26 protein-coding genes and 1 tRNA gene are annotated in these 26,639 nt (G+C 73.4%); 26 read left to right on the top strand and 1 reads right to left on the bottom strand.

Features of this window, described 5'->3' with window-relative positions:
* Positions 1–533, bottom strand: a 533-nt coding sequence (locus tag ACFULQ_RS32590) for an FhaA domain-containing protein (RefSeq protein WP_383550900.1), incomplete at its 3' end; no start/stop codon positions are given.
* A 465-nt stretch (positions 534–998) separates the two neighbouring features.
* Between ACFULQ_RS32590 and ACFULQ_RS32585 the strand changes: the two genes are divergently transcribed.
* The 26 genes from ACFULQ_RS32585 (at position 999) to ACFULQ_RS32460 (ending at position 26,631) form a co-directional block, all read left to right on the top strand.
* Positions 999–1,085: transfer RNA gene (locus ACFULQ_RS32585), tRNA-Leu, on the top strand.
* Positions 1,086–1,539: 454 nt separating this feature from the next.
* A complete protein-coding gene (locus ACFULQ_RS32580; RefSeq protein ID WP_383550898.1) occupies positions 1,540–1,701 on the top strand; it encodes a hypothetical protein in 162 nt (53 codons plus the stop codon).
* Between the two features lie 178 nt (positions 1,702–1,879).
* Complete coding sequence (locus ACFULQ_RS32575; RefSeq protein ID WP_383550896.1) at positions 1,880–2,890, top strand: LuxR C-terminal-related transcriptional regulator; 1,011 nt, start codon at positions 1,880–1,882, stop codon at positions 2,888–2,890.
* 225 nt (positions 2,891–3,115) lie between these two features.
* A complete protein-coding gene (locus ACFULQ_RS32570; protein ID WP_383550894.1) occupies positions 3,116–3,385 on the top strand; it encodes an acyl carrier protein in 270 nt (89 codons plus the stop codon).
* 33 nt (positions 3,386–3,418) lie between these two features.
* A complete protein-coding gene (locus ACFULQ_RS32565; protein ID WP_383550892.1) occupies positions 3,419–4,681 on the top strand; it encodes a beta-ketoacyl-[acyl-carrier-protein] synthase family protein in 1,263 nt (420 codons plus the stop codon).
* Positions 4,678–5,835, top strand: coding sequence for a beta-ketoacyl synthase N-terminal-like domain-containing protein (locus ACFULQ_RS32560; RefSeq protein WP_383550890.1), 1,158 nt, complete (start codon positions 4,678–4,680; stop codon positions 5,833–5,835). Before ACFULQ_RS32565 ends, ACFULQ_RS32560 begins: the two co-directional genes overlap by 4 nt.
* Positions 5,835–6,863, top strand: a complete 1,029-nt coding sequence (locus ACFULQ_RS32555) for a beta-ketoacyl synthase N-terminal-like domain-containing protein (protein WP_383550888.1) — start codon at positions 5,835–5,837, stop codon at positions 6,861–6,863. Before ACFULQ_RS32560 ends, ACFULQ_RS32555 begins: the two co-directional genes overlap by 1 nt.
* Before the next feature lie 188 nt (positions 6,864–7,051).
* Entirely contained in the window at positions 7,052–7,774 is a 723-nt protein-coding gene (locus tag ACFULQ_RS32550) for an alpha/beta fold hydrolase (protein ID WP_383550886.1), read from the top strand.
* A 79-nt stretch (positions 7,775–7,853) separates the two neighbouring features.
* On the top strand, positions 7,854–8,831 hold the full coding sequence (locus tag ACFULQ_RS32545) for an acyl-CoA thioesterase (protein ID WP_383550884.1): 978 nt from the start codon (positions 7,854–7,856) through the stop codon (positions 8,829–8,831).
* The gene (locus tag ACFULQ_RS32540; RefSeq protein ID WP_383550882.1) at positions 8,828–10,210 is read left to right on the top strand and encodes a beta-ketoacyl-[acyl-carrier-protein] synthase family protein; all 1,383 of its coding nucleotides are present in this window, start codon (positions 8,828–8,830) and stop codon (positions 10,208–10,210) included. The genes ACFULQ_RS32545 and ACFULQ_RS32540 overlap by 4 nt, the downstream gene beginning before the upstream one ends.
* A 22-nt stretch (positions 10,211–10,232) precedes the next feature.
* Positions 10,233–11,216: a beta-ketoacyl synthase N-terminal-like domain-containing protein gene (locus tag ACFULQ_RS32535; protein ID WP_383550880.1), complete on the top strand. Its 984-nt coding sequence runs from the start codon at positions 10,233–10,235 to the stop codon at positions 11,214–11,216.
* Positions 11,200–12,015, top strand: coding sequence for an SDR family oxidoreductase (locus ACFULQ_RS32530; protein ID WP_383550878.1), 816 nt, complete (start codon positions 11,200–11,202; stop codon positions 12,013–12,015). Before ACFULQ_RS32535 ends, ACFULQ_RS32530 begins: the two co-directional genes overlap by 17 nt.
* Positions 12,016–12,108: 93 nt before the next feature.
* Positions 12,109–13,227, top strand: coding sequence for a beta-ketoacyl synthase N-terminal-like domain-containing protein (locus ACFULQ_RS32525; RefSeq protein WP_383550876.1), 1,119 nt, complete (start codon positions 12,109–12,111; stop codon positions 13,225–13,227).
* 344 nt (positions 13,228–13,571) lie between these two features.
* Positions 13,572–13,841, top strand: a complete 270-nt coding sequence (locus ACFULQ_RS32520) for an acyl carrier protein (RefSeq protein WP_383550874.1) — start codon at positions 13,572–13,574, stop codon at positions 13,839–13,841.
* Positions 13,838–14,275: a 3-hydroxyacyl-ACP dehydratase FabZ family protein gene (locus tag ACFULQ_RS32515; RefSeq protein WP_383550872.1), complete on the top strand. Its 438-nt coding sequence runs from the start codon at positions 13,838–13,840 to the stop codon at positions 14,273–14,275. The genes ACFULQ_RS32520 and ACFULQ_RS32515 overlap by 4 nt, the downstream gene beginning before the upstream one ends.
* Positions 14,272–14,781: a 3-hydroxyacyl-ACP dehydratase FabZ family protein gene (locus ACFULQ_RS32510; protein WP_383550870.1), complete on the top strand. Its 510-nt coding sequence runs from the start codon at positions 14,272–14,274 to the stop codon at positions 14,779–14,781. The genes ACFULQ_RS32515 and ACFULQ_RS32510 overlap by 4 nt, the downstream gene beginning before the upstream one ends.
* Positions 14,782–14,849: 68 nt before the next feature.
* Positions 14,850–15,608, top strand: a complete 759-nt coding sequence (fabG, locus tag ACFULQ_RS32505; RefSeq protein ID WP_383550868.1) for a 3-oxoacyl-[acyl-carrier-protein] reductase — start codon at positions 14,850–14,852, stop codon at positions 15,606–15,608.
* Positions 15,605–16,324: a 2-hydroxychromene-2-carboxylate isomerase gene (locus ACFULQ_RS32500; RefSeq protein ID WP_383550866.1), complete on the top strand. Its 720-nt coding sequence runs from the start codon at positions 15,605–15,607 to the stop codon at positions 16,322–16,324. Before fabG ends, ACFULQ_RS32500 begins: the two co-directional genes overlap by 4 nt.
* A 215-nt stretch (positions 16,325–16,539) precedes the next feature.
* The gene (locus ACFULQ_RS32495) at positions 16,540–20,025 is read left to right on the top strand and encodes an AMP-binding protein (RefSeq protein ID WP_383550864.1); all 3,486 of its coding nucleotides are present in this window, start codon (positions 16,540–16,542) and stop codon (positions 20,023–20,025) included.
* A complete protein-coding gene (locus tag ACFULQ_RS32490; protein ID WP_383550862.1) occupies positions 20,022–21,827 on the top strand; it encodes an acyl-CoA dehydrogenase family protein in 1,806 nt (601 codons plus the stop codon). The genes ACFULQ_RS32495 and ACFULQ_RS32490 overlap by 4 nt, the downstream gene beginning before the upstream one ends.
* Positions 21,824–22,108, top strand: a complete 285-nt coding sequence (locus tag ACFULQ_RS32485) for an acyl carrier protein (RefSeq protein ID WP_383550860.1) — start codon at positions 21,824–21,826, stop codon at positions 22,106–22,108. Before ACFULQ_RS32490 ends, ACFULQ_RS32485 begins: the two co-directional genes overlap by 4 nt.
* 23 nt (positions 22,109–22,131) lie before the next feature.
* Entirely contained in the window at positions 22,132–23,115 is a 984-nt protein-coding gene (gene sbnA, locus ACFULQ_RS32480) for a 2,3-diaminopropionate biosynthesis protein SbnA (protein ID WP_383550858.1), read from the top strand.
* Between the two features lie 6 nt (positions 23,116–23,121).
* Complete coding sequence (locus ACFULQ_RS32475; RefSeq protein WP_383550856.1) at positions 23,122–24,489, top strand: condensation domain-containing protein; 1,368 nt, start codon at positions 23,122–23,124, stop codon at positions 24,487–24,489.
* Positions 24,486–25,259: an FkbM family methyltransferase gene (locus ACFULQ_RS32470; RefSeq protein WP_383550854.1), complete on the top strand. Its 774-nt coding sequence runs from the start codon at positions 24,486–24,488 to the stop codon at positions 25,257–25,259. The genes ACFULQ_RS32475 and ACFULQ_RS32470 overlap by 4 nt, the downstream gene beginning before the upstream one ends.
* Before the next feature lie 95 nt (positions 25,260–25,354).
* Entirely contained in the window at positions 25,355–26,353 is a 999-nt protein-coding gene (sbnB, locus tag ACFULQ_RS32465; protein WP_383550852.1) for a 2,3-diaminopropionate biosynthesis protein SbnB, read from the top strand.
* A 56-nt stretch (positions 26,354–26,409) separates the two neighbouring features.
* Complete coding sequence (locus ACFULQ_RS32460; RefSeq protein ID WP_311713486.1) at positions 26,410–26,631, top strand: MbtH family NRPS accessory protein; 222 nt, start codon at positions 26,410–26,412, stop codon at positions 26,629–26,631.
* Positions 26,632–26,639: the final 8 nt, after the last annotated feature.

Raw genomic sequence — 26,639 nt, 5'->3', positions numbered from 1 at the left:
GGGGCGGGGTGAGGATGCCGTGCTCGTCGAGGTCTCGTTCGGTGATAGCGGCCTCCCGTACACCGAGCGCCGGCCGGAGCGGGCGGCGGGTAGCCGTAGCCGGCTCCCGGGCCGGGCCGGCCGGCAGGGGCCGATGTGCCGGGGGCCTGCTGGTCGGTGGATCCGGCGAGCGTACGGCTGCGCACCCGGTACAGACCGGTGTCGAGGTCGTCCGCCTTCTCCAGGTTGACCTTGATCGGGCCCATGAAGGTGTAGCGCTGCTGCTTGGCGTAGTCGCGCACCATGCCGGCGAGCTCGTCGCCGAGCTGGCCGGAGTAGGGGCTGAGCCGCTCGAAGTCGGGCGTGCTCAGCTCCACGATGAAGTCATTGGGTACGACCGTGCGGTCGCGGTTCCAGATGGTGGCGTTGTTGTCGCACTCCCGCTGGAGCGCGCCCGCGATCTCCACGGGCTGGACCTCGGACTTGAACACCTTGGCGAAGGTGCCGTTGACCAGACCTTCGAGACGCTGCTCGAACTTCTTCAGGACTCCCATGAGGCACCTCCTCCGTCCTTGCCGTCCTGGGTACTGCGCCGGCTGCTTGACTGGTACTGCTTACTGATCGTATCCACGCGCCGGTGAATCGGCTGGTTCCCCCTGTCGGCACGGTCGACGGGTGTCGACGCCTCCGAAGTTCCCTGTGGAGCTCGTCTTCGAACTCCGTTGTCGAACTCCTTCGTCAAGGATCGTAGAGGCGGCCGCAGACCAGTGTCCCGCACCTGACTGTGGACCCCGACCGGCTCGTGGGCGTACGGGGGCTACCGGTACGAGGTTGATACGTGAACCGGCACAGCTTGATACGTGGCCGGCGGCACCCCGGGTTCGGCGGGCGTGTGCGTACCCGCTGGTGGGCGGCTGCCCACGGATAAGCGATGTGAACCCACCCCCTCCAGCGTGCTAATGTTCTGCGTGTCGGAAGGCGCCGGACCGCAAGGCGAGGGGCCCGAGGACACACCCAATGCGCGGGTGGCGGAATAGGCAGACGCGCTGGATTCAGGTTCCAGTGCCCGCAAGGGCGTGGGGGTTCAACTCCCCCCTCGCGCACCACGGAAGCCCCCCAGGTCTCGGACCTGGGGGGCTTCTTCGTGCCTGGTCGCGGGGGCGGGGTGGTGGTGCGGCTCACGCTGTGAGGTCTCTCTCATCGGCGCGCGCGGGCGCTTTCGGCGGCGCGGAGCTGGCATCAAGCTGCACCCCGTGCGGGCCCCGGGGCGGGAGGCGTCCAGGGGTGGTGCGGTGGGGCTCGCGGAGGGGGTAATTCCGATCCGCTGGGCGGGGCTGTAGGGCCAGGTCAGCCGACTTTCACGGAAGAGCGGTATTCCGGGACGGGAAACGGCGGGGCGGGTTCCGGTGTCAGCACCTTGCCAGCGCAGCTCCCTGCATTGCTTTTCTGTGGTGGTGCACGCACTTCCTCGGCAAGGATTCAGTTGTCGGCAGGACGGGGAAATCCGGCCGACGGAATCGCAAGAAAATCAATTCTTGATTTCCGAGGGGGAAATACTTCATGCGTGACAACCTGCTGCGTGCCGTCATCGCCGGCCTGGTTCTTTCGGTCACCGTCGTGCTCGGCGGTGCGAGCGTCGCGACGGCCGCCCCGCAGGACCCGATCTGGGGTTCGGTGACCCTGTCCACGGACAGCCCGGACGAGGACCCCATCTGGGGATGAGCCGGTCCCCCACGGGGGACGGAAGTCGGCCAACCATGGCCGAAAGGGCCCGCTTCGATGAAGCGGGCCCTTTGTTACCGTGCGGTCACCCTGTGAGTAGTCACATTTTCGTTGCCAATCATTTTCTGCATAAACATAATGATCGGCGGCCTTGTGATCGCTTGGGGGAGGAGCACAAATGCTGGAGCCGCTCGGGTTGCCGTCCCATGTGTCCGAGATCTACCGGTCGCTGCTCAGACAGCCGGGCTCGGTGGAGGACCTCGTGTCCTCCCTGGGGTGGCGGCCGGAGCGAGTGCGCTCCGCGCTCGACGAATGTGTGCGGCTCAATCTCGTAAAGCCGTCCTGGGGAGCCCCGGAAAACCTTCGCGCGGTGAGCCCGGACGTGGCCCTTCAGGCGCTGGTGACGCGCCGGGAAAACGAACTCCTGGAACGGCAGAAGGAATTGGCCGAGGCGCGGACGGAGGTCGCGCGCTTCATCGACGACCACAACGCGGCACAGCAGGATCTGCGGGGTTCGGTCATCGAGCGTCTCAACGGGCTCGAGGAGATACGTACCCGCATCGAGGAGCTCACACAGAAGTGCGAGGCCGAGCTGCTGACCTTCGCGGCCGGAGGGCCCCAGACCGCGGAGAGCCGGCAGGCGAGCCGGCCGCTCTGCGAGGACCTCGCCGGACGGGGGGTCGCCATGCGCAGCGTGTACCTCGACAGCGTCCACAACGATCCGGCGACCGTGGAACACCTGCGGTGGCTGCACTCGCACGGCGACGAGGTGCGCACCACCGCCTCGCTGCCGTCGCGGATGCTGGTGTTCGACCGCGCCCATGCCGTGCTGCCCACCGATCCCGACGACTCCGCGGCGGGGGCGCTGGTGCTGCACGGGCGGGGGGTGCTGGTCGCGCTGGGCGAGCTGTTCGAGCGGGTGTGGGAGAACGCGCTGCCCTTCACCCGGGGGCGGCCGCAGCACCGGGAGCGCGGCGAGGGGGAGTTGACGTCGCAGGAACAGGCGGTGCTGCGGCTGCTGGGGGAAGGGCTCACGGACGAGGTCGTCGCGCGCAAGCTCGGGGTCTCGGTGCGGACCGGGCGGCGGATCACGGCCGAGCTGATGAGCCGGCTGGGGGCGCGGAGCCGGTTCCAGGCGGGGTTGCGGGCGGCCCAGTGGGGGTGGCTGGCGGGGATGGAGGACGAGTAGCGCGCCGGTGGGGGTGCCGGGTTCGGTTGTCGTCGGGTGCGGGTCCGTTGTGGCTGGTCGCGCAGTTCCCCGCGCCGCTGGGTGGGTGGTCGTGCAGTTCCCCGCACGTCTGGGTGGGCGCAGAAGCCGTATAGGGGCCGTATAGCGCGTGGGTCGAGTCTCGGGTCATCAGGGACGGCGGAGTCACCGGGCTCCGGCGCCGATGGATCATCCCAGGGAGTCGAGATGAGCAACGTGAGCCTGACGGACGGGCTGGACGCCGAGCGGAAGCAGGAGATCAAGGAGATCGTCTGCGACATCCTCGAGATCGACGAGGACGAGGTCACCGAGACCAGCCTCTTCAAGGAGGAGCACGACGCGGACTCGCTGCGGGCCATCGAGATCCTCGCCGCCCTGGAGCGGACGCAGCACGTGACCATCGACCAGGCCGAGCTCAGCCGCATGGTCAACCTGGAGGGCGTGTACGCGGTGGTGGCCGAAGCCGCCCGACGCTGACGCCCCTTCCGACCGTCAGACGGGTGAGCTGCGATGAATGCTTCGATCAGCACGGACACACAGGCCTCCGGCCGCCGGGTCGTCATCACCGGACTCGGTGTGGTCACCAGCATCGGCATCGGCGTCGAGGCCTTCACCGCCGGACTCCGTGACGGACGCAGCGGCGTCAAGCCGATCACCGCGTTCGACACGACCGGTTTCGCCCACGCCAACGGCTGCGAGGTCACCGACTTCGAGCCGGAGCGCTGGATCGTGCGCCAGCCCCCCGAGGAGCTGGGCCGGGCGAGCCAGTTCTCGGTGGCCGCCGCGCGGATGGCGGTCGAGGACGCGGGACTGACCGAGGAGGACGTACGGGCCCGCCGCTCCCTGGTGTCCGTGGGCACCACGGACGGCGAGTCCCGCGACCTCGACCAGCTCGTCGGGGCGAGCGTCGCGGGCGGCTTCGAGGAGCACGACCCGGTCGTCGCCCGGCGCGTTCCCGCGGGGCGGCTGTCCGCGGGCATCGTGCGCGAACTGGGCCTGACGGACGTGGAGGCCGTGACGATCCCGACCGCGTGCGCGGCGGGCAACTACGCGGTCGGCTACGGCTACGACGCCCTGCGCAGCGGAGACGTCGACATCGCCCTGTGCGGGGGCGCGGACGCGGCCTGTCGCAAGACGTTCACCGGGTTCTACCGGCTCGGCACCGTCGCCCCCGAGGTGTGCCGCCCCTTCGACAAGGACCGCGAGGGCATCCTCACCGGGGAGGGCGCCGGCATCCTCCTCATGGAGAGCCTGGAGTCGGCACTGGCCCGCGGGGCGCGGATCTACGCCGAGGTGCTCGGCTACGGGCTCGCCTGCGACGCCCTGCACCCGGTCGCCCCCGACCAGGGCAGCATCGCGCGGACCATCGAGATCGCCCACCGCAACGCGGGCGTGACCCCGGACCAGGTCGACTTCGTCTCCGCGCACGGCACCGGGACCAAGGCCAACGACATCACCGAGGCCGGCGCCATCCGCCAGGTCTTCGGCGAGGACGCCATGCCGCGGACCGTCTCCATCAAGTCGATGATCGGGCACAGCATGGGCGCGGCCAGCGCCGTCTCCGCGGCGGCCTGTGCGCTGGCGATCACCGAGGGCTTCATCCCCCCGACGATCAACCACCGCGAGACCGACCCCGAGTGCGCGGTCGACTGCGTGCCCAACGAGGCCGTCGAGGCGGAGCTGACCGTCGTCCAGAACAACGCGCTGGCCTTCGGCGGCAACAACGCCGTCCTCATCCTCGGCGCGTACCGCGACCACCGGAGCGCGGCATGAGCTGGATCGTGACCGGGATGGGAGCCGTCGCCAGCATCGGCGGCAGTGTCGAGGAGATCTTCGACTCGCTGGTCGCCGGGCGCAGCGGGCTCGGACCGCTGCGCGGGTACGACCGGGAGAAGTTCCGGGCCCAGGTGGCGTACGAGATCGACGACCGGCCGGCGCCGGGCGTGGACGAGCCGCTGCGGGCGACCCGCTGGCTGGAACAGGCGGTCGCCGCGGCCGCCGCGGACGCCGGGCTCGGGGACGACCTGTCCGCGGTGCCGGTGCTGATCGGCACGACGCTCAGGGAGCTGCGCTCCGTCGAGCTGGCCTGGCGCGACGGGATCCCCTTCGACGCGGCCGACCTGCACTTCGGCACCATGCTGCGCCGGCGCTTCGGCGCCGCCGACACCCACACCGTCGCCAACGCCTGCTCGGCCTCGCTGTACGCGCTGGCCATGGGCGCCGACCTGCTGGAGACGGGCGCGGCCGACACCGTGGTCGTGGCCGGGGTCGACACCATCACCGAGAGCACCTACGGGCTGCTCGACCGCTGCTACCCCGAAGCCCCCGACCGGGTCAGGCCGTTCGACCGGGCCCGGCGCGGGATGCTCCAGGGCGAGGGCGCGGTGGCCGTCGTCCTGCGCAGGGAGGCCGACGGGCCGGGAACGGCGGGGCGGGTGCACGCCCGGGTGCGCGGGGTCGCGGTCAACTGCGACGCCTACCACCCCTCGGCGCCCGACGCCAAGAGCATCGCCGCCGCCGTGCAGGAGGCGCACCGGAGGGCCGGCGTACGGCCCGCCGACATCGACCTGGTCATGCTGCACGGCACCGGCACACCGCTGAACGACGAGGCCGAGTCCACGGCGCTGGGCACGGTGTTCGCGGGGCTGGACGTCTCGCCGTACATGACGGCCATCAAGTCGATGACCGGGCACACCGCCGGGGCGTCCGGGCTGCACAGCCTGGTCGCGGCGGTGGACGTGCTGCGGACCGGGACCGTCCCGCCCACCGTGTACCTCGACGATCCCGTGGAGGCCGTGGCCGGGTTCCGGCTGGTGCGGGGTGCGGCCGAGCGGCCGGCCGAGCCGATGCGGCTCGCGCAGATCGACTCCTTCGGCTTCGGCGGGCTCAACGCGGTCGCCGTCATCGAGCGTGCGGGGGGTGAGTGATGGGCGACGCCGACACGGCGGAAGTCGTGGTCACCGGGCTCGGCAGTGCCGTGCGGGGGCTCGACGGGCCCTCGCGGCTGCTCTCGGCGCTGCCCGACGGGCACCGGGAGGCGGCGGACCCCGTCTCGCGGCTGAGCGGGCGCGGGCTGCGGTACAAGGACCGGGCCACCAAGCTCGCCATGGTCGCGGCGCGGGACGCGCTGCGGGCGGCCGGGCTCGTCGACGAGGCCGGGGATCTCACCGTGCCCGGCGAGAGCGTCGGGGTCAGTGCCAGCACCAACTACGGCAACGCCGACACCGTGTGCGAGACCGTGCGGACCATCGCCGACGGCTCCTATCTGGACACCAGCCCGATGATGCTGCCCGCCACCTCCAGCAACGTGGTGGCCTCCTGGGTCGCGATCACGCACGGGTTGCGGGGCGCGAACCTGACGCTGTGCAACGGGCCCACGTCCGGGCTCGACGCCGTCAACTGGGCCCGGCTGCTCATCGGTTCGGGGCGGGTCGAGCGGATGCTCGTGGTGGGCGTGGAGCCGGACAATCCGGCGGTGCGCCGGGTCACGGGGGTCGCGGAGGGGCGTGCGGACGGGGTGCCCGAGCTGTTCGACGGGGCCGTCGCGCTCGTCGTCGAGTCACGGGCCTCGGCCGAGGCTCGCGCAGTACGGGCGTTGGCCGTGCTCGGGCCCTACGCGCGGCGGGGGCGGCACGCGGACGCGGTCTCCGAGGTACGGCGGCGCCGGCCGGGGACGGTCGGGCTGTGGTGTGTGCCCGAGCATCCGGAAGGGGTGCGGGCGCCCGCGGCGGGACTGGGAGCGGGGGTGAGCAGTGCGACGCCCGTTCATGACCTGGCCGCTCTGTACGGGCCTGCTTCCGGTGCGCTGGGGGTTCTTCAGTGCGCTGCGGGGGCGGTGTGGCTGAGCGGGGGGTCGGACGAGGTGGTGCTCGCGAGTGCGGGGACCGGGGACGCGGGGGGCGACGACGCGAGTGCGGCGTTGCTGTTGCTCGCGTCGGCGGGGGGTGCGGGGTGACGGCCTCGGCTTCGCCTTCGGCCTTCGTGAGTCCACCCGCACCACCCGTTTCGCAATCGTCGTCGGGTGCGGGTGGCCCCGGTGGGGCCACATCGCCGTCGGCGGCCGACGGTTCGACGGTCGGCCGGGCGCGACCGCGGGGCGCGGAAGTGCGGTTGCGGCGGGCGGCGCTCGCAGGAGGGGAGGCCGTGCGGGTTCTGCTGCTGCACGGGCTCGCCGGGAGTACCTCCCAGTGGGGGGCCTACGCCGGGCTGGCCGACGACGGTGTCGAGGTGTGGGACGCCGTGCTGCCCTGGGGGGCCGAAGGCGACCCGGGGTGGAGTGTCACCGATGAGCCCGGCGGGTACGTGGAGCGGGCCCTGGATGCCGTGCCCGGCGGGGTGGACGTGCTCGTCGTGCACTCCTTCACCGCGGGGCCCGCGCTCGAAGTGCTCGCCCGGCGAGGGGATGTCGGGGCCGCCGTGGTCGTCGCTCCCTTCCACCGGCGCTCCCCCGACGCCTTCACCTGGGACGACGCCCAGTACTACCTGAACGGGTTCCACCGGATCCTCGAAGAGGGGCTGCGGATCGGCGCGGGCGACCGTGTCCCGGCCGAGCTGCGTGCCGCGATGGCGCTCAGGGTGCGGGAGCGGATCGGGCCGTACGGCTGGCAGCAGTTCTTCGGGGCCTATCTGCGCAGTCCCGGACTCGATGTGGCCGCCCTGCGGCTGCCGGTGCTCGTCGTGGCCGGTGCCGACGACTTCGCCGCCCCGCCCGACGACGCCCGGGCGCTGGCCGCCGCCCTGCCCGACGGCCGGCTGCGGTTGTTCCACGACTGCGGGCACTTCGCGATGGCGGAGCGGCCGCGGGACTTCGCCGACGCCGTGCACGAGCTGCTGGACGAGGTCTTCCCCGAGCGGGCCGGGGCCTGAGCGCCGCCGAGCACCCTCACCTTCCTTCACCTGTACGAGCGTTCCGTTCTTCCTGCCCATCACTACTCACGGAGTCGACGTGACCACCACGCCCAGCGCTGACATCGAGGCCGCCGTCCTCGCCCTGAAGGAGCCCAGCTCCCTGGAGATCAGGCCCCGTTACGAGGGCTCCAACATCTGCACCTGGATCGGGTTCAAGCACGTCAACTACCTCGTCGAGGAAGCCGTACTGAACCATCTGCGGCAGGCCGGCCTCGCGCCCGGCACGGTCTACGAGGTGTACGGCCTGTGCACCGACATCGTCGACATCGACACCCGCATCCTGCACGCCTTCCACATCGACGACACGGCCGTCGCCGAGGTGCAGCCGCACCGCAGGGCCAAGGACGGCGAGCTGGTCTTCGCCGTCACCCTGCACGTGCGACGCGAGACGCTGCTGAAGGCCGTCACCTCCACCGTGCGGGTCCAGCTGCGCCTCGACCCGCGCGGTGGCGGCGAGCTGCCCGTGCCGGCCGCGCTCGCGCCGTTCGCGGTGGACCGGCTGGCCGCCGAGCCGGGCTGGACGCCGGAGCCGGTCGAGGCCGACCTGGCCGCCGACGACCTGGTCAAGGAGCTGACGGCCGGGAAGAACGCGTACGCCTGGAAGTTCCGTATCCCCTACTGGTACTGCCACTTCACCGAGCGCCAGCAGATGTCCGGCTATCTGCGGCTGATGGAGGAGGCCAAGGACCGGCTGGTCGCCGACCGCGGGGTCTCCATCAAGACGCTCCTCGACGAGCAGAACTGGATCCCCGTGGTGCCGCACTCGCGGATCACCGTCCTCGACGAGGCGCGCATGGAGGAGGACCTGTACGTCGTCCTCACCGTCGAGAGCGTCTTCAAGGGGTTCACCTACGACTCCCGCATGGACACCTACGTCGTCCGCCACGGGAAGCTGGTGCAGACCGCCACCGGGCGGATCACCCACGGGTACGCCGTCATCGAGAACCGGCGCGACTGGTCGCTGGTCTCCTTCGACGACCGCATGAACGCGGCCCTGGAGGGCCGGACGGCATGAACGCCGAGGTCGAGGCCGTGGTCACCGGGGTCGGCGCCGTCACCTGCCACGGTGTCGGTGCGGACCGGCTGTGGCGGGCCATGACGGCGGCCGGGACCCGTCTGCCGGACCGGCCGGCGGACCCGCTCGCCCTCATGGACCTGCCGCTGATCAACCTGGTGCCCGACCTCGACCTGCCCGGCCCGGACGGGTCCGGCTTCGGGCTCGCCGACGAGCGGGCGACGCGGTTCGCCTCTCTTGCCGCCGCCGAGGCGTTGGCCGACGCGGGGCTGGACGCGGCTGCCCTGGACGGGGTGCGCGGTGCGGTCGTGCTCGGCAGCTGCATGGGTGAGCCCGGTGTCAACGAGCGGGGGCGGGGCGGGGAGCGGTGGCAGCCGCCGTTCCGGCTCGCGAGCGCGCTCGCCGGTGAACTGGGCCTGTTCGGCGAGGCCGTCGACGTCGCCAACGCCTGCGCCGCCGGGGGGTACGCCCTCGGAGTCGCGCTGGACCTGGTGCGGGGCGGCGCGGCCGATGTGGTGATCGCGGGTGGCTCCGACGCCTACTCGCGGGTCGCGCTCGGGTGCTTCAACCGGCTCGGGGCCGTCGATCCCGAGCGGTGCCGGCCCTTCGAGAGCGACCGGGCCGGGACGGTGTTCGCGGAGGGCGCGGGGGTGGTGGTCGTCGAGTCGGCGGCGCACGCCCGGGCCCGGGGCGCGCTCGACGCCGGGGACGGACGGGTGCTGCGGCTCGACGGGGTCGGATGGAGCTGTGACGGCGACCATCCGACGGCTCCTCGGGAGGACGGCGAGGAGATCGTGCGGGCGATGCAGCGGGCGCTGGGCGAACCGCCGTACGACGTGGGCTGTGTGGTGCCGCACGGGACCGGGACGCGGCTCAACGACGTGCTGGAGAGCCGGCTGCTGGGGCGGGTGCTGGGTGGCGGTGACGGTGGTGACGCCGGGCGGGTGCCGCTGTACAGCCTGAAGGGGTTGCTGGGGCACGCGGGTGGGGCTTCCGCGGCGCTCGGGGTGGTGGCGGGGGCGTTGATCCTGCGGCACGGGGTGGTGCCGGGGAACGTGCCGGTGAAGGAGCAGGACCCGGAGTGCGGGGTGTGGTTGCCGTCGGGGGCTGTGCCCTTGCGTGCGGGGCGGGTGCTGGTGAACGCGTACGGGTTCGGGGGGAACAACGCGTCGGTGGTGCTGGGGGCTGTGGCTTCGGCTTCGCCTTCGGCCTTTTCGTTCCCACCCGCACCAGCCGTTGCGCAATCGTCGTCGGGTGCGGGTGGCCCCCGTGGGGCGGATTCGCCGTCGGCGGCTGACGGTTCGTCGCCTGTGGGTGGCGGTGGTTCGTCTGCTGCCGGGAATTCGGGCTCGTCGTTCTCGGGAGGTCTCGGTGGGTGACGTTGCTGTTACCGGGGTCGGGGTGGTTTCTCCGTGGGGAGACCAGCCCGGTGAGGCCGCCGCCTACGGGGGGCTGCCGGGGGACGGGGCGTGGTTCGACCACCGGGTGCGGCTCGGGGCGCGGGGGTACAAGTACCTTCCCGCCGCCGCCCAGTACGTGCTCGCCGCCGCTCGGGCCGCCGTCGCCGACGGGAACTGGGGCGATGCCGTCCCAGCCGACCGGCGCGGGCTGCTGCTCGCCACCAACGCCGGGCTCGCCGGGGCCTACGACGCGATGGACGCCACCGTGGCCGAGCAGGGGGCCGACGGGATCTCCCCCGCTCTCGCGCCGTACTTCGCGGTCAACGTGCTCGGAAACCGGCTCGCCGCCGAACTCTCCCTGCACGGCTTCGCGCTGACCGTCGCCACCGCCCGTACGGCCGCGCTGGACGCCCTGTCCACGGGGGCCTCGGCACTGGCCGCCGGCCGCTGCGGGGCGCTGCTGCTGGCCGCGACGGAGGAACCGGTGCCGGCCTCGCGGGGCGGGGGCGGGGAGCAGGGGGCGGCCGTACTCGCCCTGGAACCGCTCACCGCGGCCCGCGCCCGCGGCGCCGCCGTGCACGCCACGCTGCGGGCCCGCTCGGTGTTCCTGCCCCCGGGGGCGCTGGAGCGTCGGGACGGGCGGGAGCGGGCCGCGCTGGTGCTGGACCGGGTGCTTCAGGAGCTGGTTCCGGGGGCGCCGGTGCCGCAGGTGCACCTCGATCTCGACACCTCGCCGGTGTCCGGGGCCGTCGCCGGGGCCGTCGCCGGGCTGCGTCCGCGTGGCACGGCCGGGGAGGGCGAGCTGCCCTCCCGGCGCACCGGCTGTCTCGGACCCGCTCTCGCCCTCGCGGCCGCCGTGACCGCGCCGGGTGGCGGGGAGCGGCTCGTCGTCAGTGCGACCGGGGCGGGGCAGGTCGCGTTCGTCCGGGTCACGGCCGTACAGGACCGTCTCACAGGGGAGTTGCAGCATGCTGAAGTCGCTTGAGGGGAGCTGGTGCCTGGTCCTGGGGGCGTCCAGCGGGATCGGGCGGGCCATCGCGCTCGGGCTCGCCGAGGAGGGCGTCCACGTCGCCGGGGTGCACTTCGACACCGCGGCCCGTGCGGACGAGGTCGCGCGGCTGGTCGAGGACATCCGCGGCAAGGGGGTCGAGGCGCGGTTCTTCAACGCCAACGCCGCCTCCGGGGCGACCCGGGCCGCGGTCGTGCCCGAGCTCGCCGAACTGACCGGGGCCGGCGGGGGGATAAGGATCCTCGTCCACTCGCTGGCCTTCGGATCGCTCGTGCCGTTCCTGCCGCGCGAAGGGTGGGACAAGCGGATCAGCGGGCGGCAGATCGAGATGACGCTCGACGTCATGGCGCACAGCCTCGTCCACTGGACGCAGGACCTGGTCGAGGCGGGCCTGCTGCGCGTCGGTTCCAAGGTGTACGCCATGACCAGCGCCGGGACCTCGCAGCACCTGCCGAGCTACGGGGCGGTGTCGGCGGCCAAGAGCGCGCTGGAGTCCCATGTGCGGCAGCTCGCCTGCGAGTTGGCCACCCGCGGGATCGCCGTGAACGCGCTGCGGGCGGGGACCACCGTCACTCCGGCGCTGCGGCGGATCCCCGAGCACGCCGGGTACATCGAGCGGGCCGCCGAGAACAACCCGCACGGGCGGCTGACCCGGCCCGAGGACGTCGCGGACGCGGTCGCGCTGCTGTCGCGAACCGAGTCCTCGTGGCTGACCGGCAACACCATCGGCGTCGACGGGGCGGAGCTGCACGCCGCCGCGGGGGCGTGGGGCTGAGGGGACTGTCCCGACGCGCCGCGGCCCGCGGGTCCTGCCGTACGTCACCTGCCAACTTCCGCGTACTTTCTACGACTTCAGGAGCAGACAGCTATGAGTGTCAGTCTTGCCACCGGGGCGGACCCGGACACCCTGGTCGTCTCCGGCTGGTCCGTGGCGTCGCCGTACGGGCTCGGCGCCGAGGCCTTCGCCGAGGGCGTACGGGGCTCGCGGGACGCGGTGCGCGCCGGTGATCCGGACGCCGACCTCGGGCCCTACGAACGGGCCGGACGCATACCGGACTTCGAGGTGCGGGCGGTGCTCGGGCGCAAGGGGACCCGGGCGATGGACCGGGCCACCGGGCTCGCCGTGGCCACCGCCGGGATGCTGCTGGAGCAGGCCGGGGCGGGGCTCGCCGACGAGATGCCCGAGGCCGTGGGCATGGTGCTCGGCACCGGGCACGGCAGTGTGCAGTCGATCATGGACTTCACGCGGGACTCGCTGACCGGGGAGAAGCCCTTCCACGTCGATCCCGCGCTGTTCCCCAACACCGTGATGAACCGTGCCGCCGGGCAGAGTGCCATCTGGCACACCCTGCGCGGGCCCAACACGACGGTCTCCGGCGGGGCGTTGACCGGGCTGCTCGCGCTCAGCTACGCGGCGCGGCTGCTGCGGCGCCGGCACTGCGAGGCGGTGCTGTGCGGGGCGGTCGAGGAGTTCTCCCGGGAGCGGGCCTGGCTGGAGTACCGGGCGCGCAGCGGGGCGCCGCAGCGGCAGCCGGTCGGGCCGCTCGGGGAGGGGTGCGCGCTGTTCCTGCTGGAGTCGGCGGGGCGGGCGCGGGCCTACGGGCGTACCGCGGTGGCTTCGCTGCTCGGGTCCCGGTTCATCGCCTTCCCCGATCCGGAGGGGGTGGACGAGGCGGTGGCGCGGGCCGTGCGGGAGGCGCTGAAGGAGGCCGACGTCCGGGTCGAGGACGTGGGGCTGCTGGTGCCGTCCGACGGGGGCGGGGTGCTCGGGGCGCGGGAGGACGCCGCGCTCGCCGGGATCTTCGGGGAGCGCCGGCCGCCTCGGCTGCGGTTGCGGCGGCTGGTCGGGGATCTGGGGGCGGCGTCGGCGTCGCTCCAGGTCGCCGGGGTGGTCGCCGCGGGTGGTCGGGGGGAGGTGGCGCTGGTGACCTCCGTGGATGTGGACGGGCAGGCGGGGGCGGTGGTGCTGCGGGTCGGGGCGCCGTGACCTCGGCTTCGCCTTCGGCCTTTGTGAGCCCACCCGCACCACCCGTTTCGCAATCGTCGTCGGGTGCGGGTGGCCCTGGTGGGGCGGATGCGCCGTCGGCGGCCGCGGGTTCGTGGGTGGTTATTGGATTCCGACCCGCACCACCCGTTTCGCCATCGTCGTCGGGTGCGGGTGGCCCCGGTGGGGCGGATGCGCCGTCGGCGGCCGCGCGCTCGTCTTCGGTGGGCTCGGGTTTGCGGGCTCCGTCTTTCTTCTTTCTCTTCCGTCGCTCCCTCCAGCGGCTGCGGCGGCTGTTCGTCAGGTTTGTCTGTGTTCGTCATCATCAGGAAGGACGTGTGTACGTCATGACCGACATCACCATCGCCGGCTCCGTGCTCGACAAGGAGCAGCTGCGGGAGCTCGTCGCCGATGTTCTCGACCTGGACGTCGCCGAGGTGACCGACGAGGCGCACTTCGTCGACGACCTCGACGTGGACTCGTTGATGGCGCTGGAGATCACCGTGCGGCTGGAGAAGGAGTACGGGGTCAAGCTCCAGGAGACCGAGCTCGCCGCGATCACCTCGCTGCGCGGCACCTACGAGCTGCTCGACCGCAAGCTGCGGGACGCGCGATGAGCGCCGCGACGCCGCTCGGCGAGCTGGAGCTCATCCGCAGCGGGCCTGCGGGGGCGGTCACCGCCTTCGACGCCCCCGAGGACGGGCCCGTCGTGGACGGCCACTACCCCGGCTTCCCCGTGCTGCCCGGCGTCTTCCTCATCGAGGCCGCCGACCGCACGGTCCGCCAGTGGGCGCACGGCAACGTGCCCGCCCCCGACGGGGCCGAGGGCGGCGAGGTCGACCTCGTCGCCATGGACCGCTGCCGGTTCCACCGCCCGGTGTTCCCGGGCGACCGGGTGCTGGCCGACCTGAGCGTCACCGACAACGCGGCCGGTCTGCTCTTCAAGGCGGTCGTCGCCACCAACCGCGGCAAGGTCGCCGACATCCGGCTGCGGTACCGGGTCAGGGACGGTCACGACCAGGAGGCCCGGGAAGCCGAGGGCGCCGCGTGACCGGGGACGCGTACGGCCTCAGCCGTATCAAGAACACCATCCCGCACCGCGGCCAGCTGCTGCTCGTCGACCGGGTCCGGCGGATCGTGCCCGGGCAGAGCCTGACCGCCGTCAAGGCCGTCTCCGGCAACGAGCCCTGCTACGCCCCGCTGGGCCAGGACGCCGACCCGGCCGACTACGCCTACCCGACCTCCCTGGTCGTGGAGTCCTGGGCGCAGTCCGCGGTGCTGCTGTCGGTGTGGGAGGCGCCCAACCCGGACGTGCTGGCCGGGAAGGTCGAACTCGCCGGCTCCATCAACGAGGTGGCCTTCGGGGCGCGCGCCTACCCCGGGGACGTCCTGGAGCACCGGGTGCGGATGGTCAAGGCCGTGGACGAGACGGCGATCCTCGCCGGGGAGACGTACGTCGGCAGCCGTGAGGTGCTGCGGATCGGGGCGTTCGTCGTGGCGCTGCGCGATGTCACCGAGCTGGCGCCGGCGCCCGGGCGTGCGCTGCTGACCGTCTGAGACACGGAGAACCGACCGTCCGACACACAGAAAGCCGACCGTCCGACACACAGAAAGGGGACGACGGAATGTCCGTACAGACAGAGAGCCGGGGCCCACGCGTCGCGCTCGTCACCGGCGGCTCGCGCGGTATCGGCCGCGCGGTCGTCGAGCGGCTCGCCCGCGACGGCTACGACATCGGGTTCTGCTACCGCTCCGACGAACAGTCCGCCGCCGTGGTGGAGAAGGAGGTGCGGGAGCTGGGGCGGCGGGTGCACGCACGGCGGGTGGACGTGGCCGACGCCGCCCAGGTGCGGGAGTTCGTGCAGGCGGCCGAGGACGTCCTCGGGCCGGCGACGGCCGCGGTCACCTCGGCCGGGATCACCCGGGACAGCCCGCTGGTGCTGATGCCGGACGAGGACTGGGACGCGGTCGTGCGCACCAACCTCGACGGCACCTACCACCTGTGCCGGGCCGTGGCCTTCCCGATGGTCAAGCGGGGCGGCGGCGCCGTGGTCACCCTCTCCTCGGTGGCCGGGGTGGCGGGCAACGCGGGCCAGACCAACTACTCGGCGTCCAAGGCGGGGATCATCGGCTTCACCCGGTCCTTCGCCAAGGAGGCGGGACGGCACGGCATCCGGGCCAACGCGGTCGCGCCCGGCTTCATCGACACCGACATGACCTCGGTGCTGCCGCCGAAGAAGGCCAAGGAGATGCAGGGCCGGATCCCGCTCAAGCGGTTCGGGTCCCCCGGGGACGTCGCCTCGCTGGTGTCCTTCCTGGTCTCCGAGGAGGCGTCGTACATCACGGGCCAGGTCTTCCAGGTGGACGGCGGCATCTCGCTGTGAGCGCCGCCCGGCGCACCCGCAGACCCCCGCGGTTCTACTTCTCGCTGCGCAGCCCCTACTCGTGGCTGGCCTACCGGGATCTGCTGGCGCACCATCCGCGCACGGCGGCGGCCCTGGAGTGGGTGCCGTTCTTCGAGCCGGACGAGCTGAGCGCGAAGCTGCTCGCGGAGGCCGGCGGGGCCTTTCCCTACACGCCGATGTCGGCGGAGAAGCACCGCTACATCCTCCAGGACGTACGGCGGCTGGCCGCCGCGCGCGGTCTCTCCTTCAGCTGGCCGGTGGACCGCGACCCGGTGTGGGAGGTGCCGCACCTCGGCTATCTGGCCGCGGCCCGGCACGGCCGGGGGCCGCAGTACATCGCGCTGGCCGCCCGGGCCCGCTGGGAGCTCGGGCAGGACGTCTGCGACCGGCGGACCGTCGCCGGGTTCGCCGCCGAACTCGGTCTCGATCCGGATGAGTTGGCGCATGCCTCGGACGATCCGGAGCTGCGTGCCGAGGGAGTGCGGGTGCTGCTGGACATCCAGCGGGACGGCGTCTTCGGCGTGCCCTTCTTCGTCGACCACTACGACAAGTACTGGGGCGTCGACCGGCTCCCCGCCTTCGTCGCCGCGCTGGTGGCGAAGGACCCCCGGCTCGCGCCGGACCCGAGTGAGCCCGCCCCCCTCGACGGCGCCGAAGTCCGCGTCGACGACGGGCACGCGGGCGGATGCGGCTGAGCCGACCCCCCGGCCCACCGCATCACCCCCCACGGCCGCCGTACGCGACCCCTCCCCCCTTGAGGTGCGTACGGCGGCCGTCGGCGTCCCGCCGGACGTCGGACGAGCCGGCAAAAGCCACGTATAGGTGCCGCATAGTGCGCGCCGGTTGGCTGAAGTCCAAACCGCTGCTGTGCGAGCGCGGCCCGACGGGCCGCAGAGGGTGAGTAGTTGGGGTGACCGACTTCGAGAGCTTCGTCGGCGCGCTGCGCCGCAGGGCCGAGCGCCGGCCCGCGCACAGCGCCGTCCGTTTCCGCACCGGGGCGGAGGTGGAGGAGCTGACGTACGGCGAGCTGGACCGCGGGGCCCGGGCGGCGGCGCACTGGCTCGCGGGCCAAGTGGCGCCCGGAGAAAGGGTGCTGGTGTCCTGCGGGCCCGGCACCGGTTTCCTGCGCGCCTTCCTGGCCTGCCTGTACGCCGGCGCGGTGCCCGTGCCGGTGCCGCTGCCCGGCGGGTTCGGCCGCCAGGAGTCACGGACCACCGCGATCGCCGCCGACACCGGGGCCCCTCTGGTGCTGACCGACGGCCCGGGCCTGACGGCCGTACGCCGGTGGCTGGAGGCCGAGCGGGCGGACCTGCCCGGACTCACGGCGGTGGAGGTGGCGCGGGCCGAGCGGGCCGGGGACGCCGACGCCTGGCGTGAACTGCCCGTCGACGCGGGCGCGTTGTGCTTCCTCCAGTACACCTCCGGCTCCACCAGCGACCCGAAGGGCGTGATGGTGCCGCACGGGGCGCTCGTCCACAACCTGGGGATGATGCGCGACCGGCACGGCTGGCACGGCGACATGACCTGGTGCAGCTGGCTGCCCGCCCACCACGACATGGGCCTCATCGCGATGATGCTCGCCCCGCTGTACCTGGGCGGCACGGCGGTGCTGATGTCGCCCACCGAGTTCCTCAAGCGCCCGGTGTCCTGGCTGCGGCTCATCGACGAGTACGGCGCCGAGGTCAGCTGCGCCCCCAACTTCGCCTACGACCTGTGCGCGCGCCGCCTCACCGAGGAGCAGACCGCCGGCCTCGACCTGTCGCGCTGGCGCTACGCCTGCAACGGAGCCGAACCCGTCGACGCCGCCACCCTGGCCCGGTTCGCCGAGCGCTTCGCCGGCGCGGGCTTCTCGGCGCGCGCCCTGCTGCCCGGCTACGGCCTCGCCGAGGCCACCCTCTACGTCTCCGGCACCCCGGCCGACGAACCGCCGACCGTGCTGTCCGCCGACGCGGGCGCCCTGGCCCGGGACGAGGTCGCCGAGGCCCAGGAGGGCGCCGTACGCCAGGAGCTGGCCGGCAGTGGTGTCGTGGACGGGCTCGACGTGCGGATCGTGGACCCGGCGGGCCGGGGTGAGCTGGCCGAGGGGCGGGTCGGGGAGATCTGGATCCGCGGCGAGAGCGTCGCGCTCGGGTACTGGAACCGGCCCGAGGAGACCGGGCGGACCTTCGGCGCGGTCACCGCCGACGGGAGCGGTCCCTTTCTGCGCACCGGTGACCTCGGGGCGTTCCGGGACGGACAGCTGTACGTCACCGGCCGTCTCAAGGAAATGATCATCGTGCACGGCCGGAACCTGTATCCGCACGACATCGAGCGGGAACTGCGCGACCTGGACGCCGCCTTCACCGACCGTCCGACCGCCGTCTTCGCGTCCCGGCCCGCCGGCGCGGGCGCCGAGGAGATCGTCGCGGTCCAGGAGGTGCGCGGGCGGGGTCGTACGGCCGACGAGCTGGCCGCGCTCGCCCGCACCGCCCGCGCCCGTCTCGCCCGGCGCCTCGGGGTGCGGGTCGGCGGCGTGGTGCTGGTCAAGCCGGGCCGGGTGCACCGCACGACCAGCGGGAAGATCCGGCGGGCCCGGATGCGGGAGCTGTTCGAGGCCGGTGAACTTGCGCCGCTGCACGAGGAGTTGTCGCCCGAGCTCACCAGGTCCTTCCGGACGGGCTGGGATCCGCACGGATTCGCCCGGCAGCTGGAGGAGCGGCTCGGCGACCCCCGGGACGAGCGGCGGGCGTTCTCCTACCGGCGGGTCGCGCGGTGGGACCGGGACGAGGAGTTCCCGGCCGAGGTGTGCCGGGAGCTGGACGCACTCGCCGTGCCCCGCTCCTTCGTGCCGGTCGAGCACGGGGGCGAGCTGCGCAGCGCCGAGGAGCTGCTCCAGCTGATCCGCACCCTGTCCCGGCGGGACTTCACCTCCGCCCTCGCGCACGCCAAGACCTACCTGGGCGCCGTCTCGGTGTGGGTGGCGGGACGCGAGGAGCAGGCCCGCGCGCTGGCCGAGCGGGTGAACCAGGGCGCCGTGGTCTCGCTCGCGCTCACCGAGCATGCCCACGGCAGCGATCTGCTGGCGGGCGAGCTGAGCGCCGAGCGCACGACGGACGGCTGGCGACTGGACGGCCGCAAGTGGCTCATCAACAACGCCACCCGGGCCGACCTGGTGTGCGTCCTGGCCCGTACCCGGCCGGAGGGCGGCACCCGCGGCTTCAGCCTCTTCCTGGTGGACAAGTCCGCACTGCCCGGGGGCAGTTGGCGGCCGCTGCCGAAGGTGCCCACGCACGGGGTGCGCGGCGCCGACATCAGCGGCATCGCCTTCGACGGCGCCCTGATCCCGGGCGACGCGCTGGTGGGCGGCGAGGGAGAGGGGCTGGAGATCATCCTCAAGGGCTTCCAGATCACCCGGACGCTCTGCTCGGCGATGTCCCTGGGCATGACGGACCACGCCCTGCGGATCGCCGAGGCCTTCGCCCGCTCCCACCAGCTCTACCGGCGCCCGCTCGCCGACCTCCCGCACGCCGGCCGCACCCTGGCCGAGTCCTACGCCGACCTGCTGGCCATGGAGGCCGCGAGCCTGGTGGCGACCCGCTCCACGCACACCCTGACCGGGGAGCAGAGCGCGGTCTCGGCGGTGGCGAAGTACCTGGTGCCGACCCTGGGCGACGAGGTGATCGGGGCGCTGCGCGCACTGCTGGGCGCCCGCGCGATGCTCACCAGGGACTTCGCCGACGGGGCGTTCCAGAAGCTGGAGCGGGACCACCGGATCGTCGGGATCTTCGACGGCAGCACGGCCGTCAACCTCAACTCGCTGATCAACCAGTTCCCGGTGCTGTGCCGGGGATGGCGCGGCCGGCTCGCCGACCTCGACGGCGTGGCGGTGGCCGCCCGCCTCGACGGCCCCGCACCCGCGCTGGACCACGGCCGGCTGAGTCTGTACGCGCGGTCCGGGTCCAGCGTGGTGCAGTCGTTGCCCGAGGCGGTCGAGCGGGTCGCGAGGAGCGCGCCCGCCGGGGTCGCCGAGCGGGCCCGGACGCTGCTCGCCCTGGCCGAGGACCTGCACGCCGAGATGGGCGCCCTGCGGCACAGCGCCCGGGCCGTACCGGAGTCGGCCTTCGACGCGGCCCGCCGGTACGCCCTCGTGTACGCGGGGGCGGCGAGCCTGCACCTGTGGCTGGAGAACACCGGCACGCCCAGGACCCGGGGTCCGCTGTGGACGGACGCGGCCTGGCTGGACGCGGTCCTGGCCCGCCTGCTGCACCGCCTCACCGGCGCCCCCGACCTGGACGACACCGACGGGCCCGCGCTGGACGCCCTGCTCCCGGCCCTGCGCGCACAGAGCGAACAGGGCCTGCTGTTCTCGCTGTTCCCGTGCCGCCTGGCCGAGACCCCGAAGGAGGAAGCGGCATGACGGACCTGCTGACACCGGAGACGGCCGGCCCCGCGACCGACACCGCCACCGACCCCGCCCTCAAGCGCATCGCCGCCCTCGAAGAGCTGATCGGGGACCCCGACGACCCCGCCAACCCGCTGGGCCTGAAGGCCGTGCTCGACGCCGACGAACGCGGTGAGCTGCTCGCGGCCGGGGAGCAGGCGCTCACCGGGTTCGGGCTCGGGGCCGAGTTCGTGCCGGCGGAGTTCGGCGGGCGGTTCGCGCGGGCCGACCGGTTCGCGCTGCTCATGCGCAGCCTGTTCCGGTGGGACGCCTCGCTCGCGATCGGGCACGGGGTGACCAGCTTCATCGCCGGACTGCCCGTGTGGGCGGACGGCTCCGACGAGCAGCGGCGCCGGGTGGCGGACCTGCTGTGCGGCGGCGGCCGGGTCGTCGCCGCCTACACCGAGCTCGACCACGGCAGCGACTTCGCCCGCATCGCGCTCACCGCCCGGCCCGCGCCCGGCGGCGGTTACCTCCTCGACGGTGGGAAACAGCTGGTCAACAACATCGGCCGGGCCGAGGCCGCGGTCCTGTTCGCCCGCACCGACGACCGCCCCGGCAGCCGCGGCCACTCCCATCTTCTGGTGGGCCTCGACGCGCCGGAGATCGACCGCTCGGCCCGCTACCCCACCTCCGGGGTGCGCGGCTGCCTGCTCGGCGGCGCCGACTTCACCGCGGCCCCCGTCCCCGCCGAGGCCCTGCTCGGCGAGGAGGGCGGCGCCCTGGAGACCGTCCTGAAGGTCTTCCAGGTCACCCGCTGCGTGCTGCCCGGGATGGTGGTCGGTGTCGGCGACCGGCAACTGCGCACCGTGCTCTCCTTCGCCGAGGAGCGGCAGCTGTACGGCGGTCCCGTCAGCGCCCTGCCCCTCGCCCGCGCCACCCTGACCGGCGCCTTCGTCGACCTGCTGGTCTGCGACGCGCTCGCCATGGTCGCCGCCCGCACCCTGCACCTCGCGCCCGAGGAGGCGAGCGTGCGGTCGGCGGCGGTGAAGTACCTGGTGCCCAGGCTGCTCCAGGACAGCTCCTACCGGCTCGGGGTGCTGCTGGGCGCCCGCAGCTATGTGCGCGAGGGGCCCTACGCCGGGTTCCAGAAGACGGCCCGGGACCTGCCCGTCGTCGCGCTCGCCCACGCGAGCGGGGCGGTGTGCCTGTCGAACATCGTGCCGCAGCTGCCCCGGCTCGCCGACCGCGCCTGGCGCCCGGCACTCACCGGGACGAGACGGTCGTACGACGACGCGCTCTTCCGGCTCCACGACCCGCTGCCCGCTCTCGACCTCGGCCGTCTGGAACTGACCGCGCGCGGGGCCGACTCACTGGCCGCGCTGCTGCCCGAGTTCGCCGAGCAGCTCGCCCGGCGCGGTCCCGAGTACGCCGAACTGGGCTCGCTCGCGGCCGAGTTCAGCGGGCATCTCGCCGACCTCGCGGACCGTGCCGGCGCGCTCTCCCCGCAGGACCGCACCCCGCTCGCCGGCCGCCGTGCCTTTCTGCTCGCCGAGCGGTACGTGCTCCTTCTCGCGGCCGCCGCCTGTCTGGGCGTGTGGCGGGCCGCCGCCGAGGACCCGGCCGGGGACCCGTTCCTCGCCGATCCGCGCTGGGCCGTGGCCGCGCTGCACCGGCTCGCCCAGCGGCTCGGCCCGCGTCGCGCACCGCTGTCCGAGGCCGTCGTGGAGGGACTCTTCGCGGAGCTCTCCGCGCGGCACGGAACGGCTCGCACCTTCGACCTTTTCCGCACCCGGCTCGCCGCGAACGGCGGGTCCGACAAGGGAGTTGACTCATGACCGACACCACCGCCGCCACCGCGGCCCCCGCCGAGGTCAGCGCGCCGCAGGCCATCCGGGCCTGGCTCGTCGACCGGGTCGCCTACTACCTGGAGCGCAACCCCGCCGACATCGACGAGGGCACCCAGCTCGCCGAGATGGGGCTCGACTCGGTGTACGCGCTCACCCTGTGCGGGGACGTGGAGGACCGGTTCGGGCTGGTGGTGGAGCCGACGCTGGCCTGGGACCACCCCACCATCGACGCGATCACCGCCCACCTCGCGGCCGAGCTGGCTCGCTAGCCGTACGCCCTGGAGGGCCCGCCATGCCCCGGAAAACCTTTCCCGGAATCCTGTCCACCGTAGGCAACACCCCGCTCGTCGAACTGTCGCGGCTGCTCCCGGACTTCGGGTCCCGCGTGTTCGGGAAGGTCGAGCGGTTCAATCCCGGCGGCAGCATCAAGGACCGCTCCGCGCTCGGCATGCTGCTGGGGGCCATCCGCAGCGGTGAGGTGGAGCCCGGCCGGTCCGTGATCGTCGAGTCCAGCTCCGGCAACCTGGCCGTCGGCCTCGCGCAGATCTGCCGCTACTTCGGATTGCGCTTCATCTGCGTGGTCGACGGCAAGACCACCGAACAGAACCTCGCCGTCCTGCGGGCCTTCCGCGCCGAGGTCGAGGTGATCACCGAACGCGACGGGCTGACCGGCGAGTACCTGCCGGTGCGGCTGCGCCGGGTGCGGGAGCTGGTGGACCGGATCCCGGACGCGTACTGGCCCAACCAGTACTCCAGCCTGCTCAACCCCAAGGCCCACGAGACCACCATGCGGGAGATCGCCGAGAGCCTCGACGGCAAGGTCGACTACCTGTTCTGCCCGGTCAGCACCTTCGGCACCCTGCGCGGCTGCCGTGACCACATCCGCGAGCGCGGCCTCGCCACCAAGGTGGTCGCGGTGGACGCGCTGGGCAGCGCGATCTTCGGCCTGGAGTCCACCCAGCGGCTCATCCCCGGACACGGCGCCTCCGTGGTGCCGCCGCTCGCCGACCCCGCCTACGCCGACGAGGTGGTCCACATCTCCGACCTGGAGTGCGTGGTCGCCTGCCGCCGGCTCATCGCCCGGGAGGCGGTGCTCGCGGGCGGCTCCTCCGGGGCGGCGGTGGCCGCGCTGTGGAAGATCCGGCACCGCGTCCCGGAGGGCTCGAACTGCGTCCTCATGTTCCCCGACGGCGGCGACCGCTACCTCGACACCATCTACTCCGACACGTGGGTGCGCCAGAACTTCGGCGACGTCTCCCACCTGTGGAAGGACTGACCGGTCATGACCGTCACCCCGGGGGCCACCAGCGGCGCGCGTCCCCTCTCCGCCGGGCAGGAAGCCCTCTGGCTCGCCCACCAGCTGGACCCGGACAGCTCCGCCTACAACGTCGTCCTCGCCGTACGGCTGCGCGGGGCCCTGCGGGTCGACGTCCTCCAGGAGGCGCTGACCGCGCTGGTGGCCCGCCACGACCTGCTGCGCTCCCGCTTCCCCGCAAGTGACGACGGCCCGGTGCGTCACGTCGACGCGCCCGGCTCCGTCCGCCTCGACGTCCGCGAGACGCCGGGCGCCGACGACGCCGAGCTCTTCCGGCTCGCCACCCTGGCCGGCGAGGAGCCCTTCCGGCTCGCCGCGGGCGCCTTCCGCGCGGTCCTGCTGCGCCGGTCGGAGGAGGACACGGTCCTCGTCACGGTCACCCACCACATCGTCAGCGACGCCACGTCCCAGTGGCTGCTGCTGCGCGACCTGTTCACGGAGTACGGAGCACGTACGGGTCGGCAGCCACCGCCCGGGCGGCAACCGGCCGTCGCCTGGGACGCACACGTGCGGGGAGAGCGGGACTTCGTCGCCTCGCCCCGCGGCGCGCGGGCCGCCGCTCACTGGCGGGAGGTGTGCGCGGGGCTCCGCGCCGCCGAGCTGCCCACCGACCGGCCCCGGCCGCCGCACCGCACCCTGCGCGGTGCCACCCACGAGATCGACTGGCACCCGGACACCGCCCGCCGACTGCGGGAGGCCGCCGCCGCACGGGGGCTGACCCCGTTCGCCTGGCTGCTCGGCACCTTCCAGGCCGCCCTGCACCGCTCCGGCTGCGGCGACGGCTTCCTCATCGGGTGCCCGGCCACCACCCGCTTCACCCCGGACACCCGGCAGGCCGTCGGCTACTACGTCAACGCCCTGCCGCTCCCCGCCCGGTTCACCCCCGCGACCACCCTGCTGGACACCGTCGCCGCCGCCCGGGACCAGCTGCGCCGGGGCCTGGCCCACGCCCGCCACCCCGTCGAACTGCTCGGCGGCGGACCGCTGTTCCGGATCTCCTGCACCCTGGTCGCCGCCGACCGGCTGCCCGTGGAGGGCCTGTACGAGGGTCCGGTGCACCTGGGCGGCCTGCGGGCCGACCTGGTCGACGTGCCCCAGCAGGAGGGCCAGCTCGACCTGACCGTGGAGATCCTCCAGGACTCCCGGGGCTTCAGGGCCGTCCTGCGCTACCGGACCGACCTCTTCGACGCCACCACCCTCGAACGGTTCGGGGAGACCTGGCAGCGGCTGCTGGAGGTGTCCCTGGACGCCCCGGACACCCCGGTGGGCGACGTCGGCCTGGTCGCCCACGACGACCTGGCGTTCCTGCTGGCGCTCGGATCGGGGGCGGCATGAGCACGCCCCGGCGCCAGCAGCTCCCCGACGGGCCCGAGGTGTGGTGCACCAACGGCCCCGCCGCCGTGGCGATGTGGCGCGAGATGCTGCCGCCCGGCGCCTACCACCGGGCCACCGGACGGCTGCGGCCCGGCGACACCGTGGTCGACGTCGGCGCCAACATCGGCCTGATGTCGGTGTACTGCGCCCGCACCCGCCCCGGCGTCCGCGTGCTGGCCGCCGAACCCGCCCCGGCCCTGCACGCCTGTCTGGAGCGCAACCTCGCCGAGCACGCCGCCCCCGGCTGGCACGCCGAGTGCGCCGCCGTCGCCGACAGCCCCGGACAGCTCAGGTTCACCTACTACCCCGAGGCGCCCGGCAACTCCGGTCTGCACGCCGACCCGCACGCCGACGACGAGATCACCCTGACCTTCCTGCGCAACAGCGGCGTCGACCCCGAGGACGCGGCCGAACTGGTCGAGGGGCTGCACGAGGGCGTGGAGTTCACCGTGCCCGCCGTCACCGTCTCCGAACTGCTGCGCCGGCACGGCGTCCAGCGGGTCGACCTGCTCAAGGTGGACGTGGAGCGCGCCGAGCTGGAGGTGCTGCGCGGCGTCGAGGAGGAGCACTGGCCCCTCGTCGGCGCCGTGGTCGCCGAGGTCCACGACGAGGACGGCCGGCTGGCCGCCGTACGGGAGCTGCTGACGGCCCGCGGGTTCACCGTGGACGTACGGCAGGACCCGCTGCTCGCGGACACCGTGCTGTACGACGTCGAGGCCGTGCGGGCGTAGCCGGGCGGGGCGTCGAGGGCGGCCGTATAGGGCCCATATAGCGGCCGAATCCACCATCGCTGCATCACCGAAAGGCTCCGCAGAGAGGGAACCCCATGCTGATCCTCCGACGCACCGACGTGACGGACGTCCTGTCCGGCCGGGAGACGGAGATCATCGACCTCGTCGCCGACACCTACCGGCTGCACGACGAGGGCCGCACGTCCCTGCCGCACTCGACGTTCCTGCGCTTCCCCGAGGAGCACCACGCCCGCGACCGGATCATCGGACTGCCCGCCTACCGGGGCGGCCGGCGGCCGGCCGCCGGGATGAAGTGGATCGCTTCCTTCCCCGGCAACGTGGCCGCCGGCACCGAGCGGGCCGGCGCCGCCATCCTCCTCAACTCCCTCGACCACGGGCGCCCGGTGGCCCTGGTCGAGGGCGCGGTGGTCTCCGCCAAGCGGACCGCGGCGAGCGCCGCACTGGCCGCCGCCGAGCTCACCGCCGAACGCCCGCCCGCCTCCGTGCTGCTGATCGGCTGCGGGGTGATCAACCTGGAGATCCTGCGCTTCCTGGCGGCGGCCCTGCCCGGGCTCACCGAGGCCGCCCTGTACGACACCGACCCGGCCCGCGCCGAGGAGTTCGCCGCCCGCTGCCAGGAGGCGGCCCCCGCGGTGCAGGCCCGCCCGGTCACCGACCTCACCGCCGCGCTCGGCGAGCACCGGCTCGTGTCGCTGGCCACCACGGCCGCGACCCCGCACCTGGACCTCGCCGCCTGCGGCCCCGACACCACCGTCCTGCACGTCTCGCTGCGCGACCTCACCGCCGAGGCGATCCTCGGCGCGGTCAACGTCGTCGACGACACCGACCACGTGTGCCGCGAGCGCACCTCCCTCGACCTCGCCCAGCAGATCACGGGCGACCGGGACTTCGTCGCCGCCGAGATCGGCGCGCTGCTGCGGGGGCGCGTGAAGCTCGCGCGCACCCCCGAACGGCCCGTCGTGTACTCGCCGTTCGGCCTCGGCGTGCTGGACATCGCGCTCGCCGAGTACGTGCGCGAGGAGGCCGGCCGACGCGGGCTCGGGATCCGCGTCGAGGACTTCCTGCCGGCCTGAGAGCCGGCGCCCGTCTCATGCCAACTGTCGTCATCCGTATGCCTGAAGGAGCAGTCATGACCGCCGAGCAGCAGACCGAAGGCCCCCGCCAGCGCGTGGTGTTCAACGACGAGGAGCAGTACTCGCTGTGGCCCGTCGCCCGCGAGCTGCCCGCCGGCTGGCACGCCGAGGGCACCGAGGGCTCCCGCGAGGAGTGCCTGGCCCGGATCGCCGAGGTGTGGACCGACATGCGTCCGCTGAGCCTGCGCCGCCGCATGCACGAGTCCTCCGCGGCCTGAGTCGCGCC

This window comes from Streptomyces sp. NPDC057253 (genome assembly GCF_042669125.1).
GTDB lineage: Bacteria > Actinomycetota > Actinomycetes > Streptomycetales > Streptomycetaceae > Streptomyces.
Note: the sequence above shows the minus strand (reverse complement) of the source record. Positions and strands in the feature narration are given on the sequence as shown.

Bases quoted from the DNA above. Each gene is read 5' to 3' on its own strand.
- ACFULQ_RS32580 (WP_383550898.1), top strand. From the start codon at position 1,540: ATGCGTGACAACCTGCTGCGTGCCGTCATCGCCGGCCTGGTTCTTTCG.
- ACFULQ_RS32485 (WP_383550860.1), top strand. From the start codon at position 21,824: ATGACCGACACCACCGCCGCCACCGCGGCCCCCGCCGAGGTCAGCGCG.
- ACFULQ_RS32560 (WP_383550890.1), top strand. From the start codon at position 4,678: ATGAGCTGGATCGTGACCGGGATGGGAGCCGTCGCCAGCATCGGCGGC.
- sbnB (WP_383550852.1), top strand. From the start codon at position 25,355: ATGCTGATCCTCCGACGCACCGACGTGACGGACGTCCTGTCCGGCCGG.
- ACFULQ_RS32575 (WP_383550896.1), top strand. From the start codon at position 1,880: ATGCTGGAGCCGCTCGGGTTGCCGTCCCATGTGTCCGAGATCTACCGG.
- ACFULQ_RS32540 (WP_383550882.1), top strand. From the start codon at position 8,828: ATGAACGCCGAGGTCGAGGCCGTGGTCACCGGGGTCGGCGCCGTCACC.
- ACFULQ_RS32555 (WP_383550888.1), top strand. From the start codon at position 5,835: ATGGGCGACGCCGACACGGCGGAAGTCGTGGTCACCGGGCTCGGCAGT.
- fabG (WP_383550868.1), top strand. From the start codon at position 14,850: ATGTCCGTACAGACAGAGAGCCGGGGCCCACGCGTCGCGCTCGTCACC.
- ACFULQ_RS32515 (WP_383550872.1), top strand. From the start codon at position 13,838: ATGAGCGCCGCGACGCCGCTCGGCGAGCTGGAGCTCATCCGCAGCGGG.
- ACFULQ_RS32490 (WP_383550862.1), top strand. From the start codon at position 20,022: ATGACGGACCTGCTGACACCGGAGACGGCCGGCCCCGCGACCGACACC.
- ACFULQ_RS32530 (WP_383550878.1), top strand. From the start codon at position 11,200: ATGCTGAAGTCGCTTGAGGGGAGCTGGTGCCTGGTCCTGGGGGCGTCC.
- ACFULQ_RS32525 (WP_383550876.1), top strand. From the start codon at position 12,109: ATGAGTGTCAGTCTTGCCACCGGGGCGGACCCGGACACCCTGGTCGTC.
- ACFULQ_RS32460 (WP_311713486.1), top strand. From the start codon at position 26,410: ATGACCGCCGAGCAGCAGACCGAAGGCCCCCGCCAGCGCGTGGTGTTC.
- ACFULQ_RS32475 (WP_383550856.1), top strand. From the start codon at position 23,122: ATGACCGTCACCCCGGGGGCCACCAGCGGCGCGCGTCCCCTCTCCGCC.
- sbnA (WP_383550858.1), top strand. From the start codon at position 22,132: ATGCCCCGGAAAACCTTTCCCGGAATCCTGTCCACCGTAGGCAACACC.
- ACFULQ_RS32520 (WP_383550874.1), top strand. From the start codon at position 13,572: ATGACCGACATCACCATCGCCGGCTCCGTGCTCGACAAGGAGCAGCTG.
- ACFULQ_RS32470 (WP_383550854.1), top strand. From the start codon at position 24,486: ATGAGCACGCCCCGGCGCCAGCAGCTCCCCGACGGGCCCGAGGTGTGG.
- ACFULQ_RS32565 (WP_383550892.1), top strand. From the start codon at position 3,419: ATGAATGCTTCGATCAGCACGGACACACAGGCCTCCGGCCGCCGGGTC.
- ACFULQ_RS32570 (WP_383550894.1), top strand. From the start codon at position 3,116: ATGAGCAACGTGAGCCTGACGGACGGGCTGGACGCCGAGCGGAAGCAG.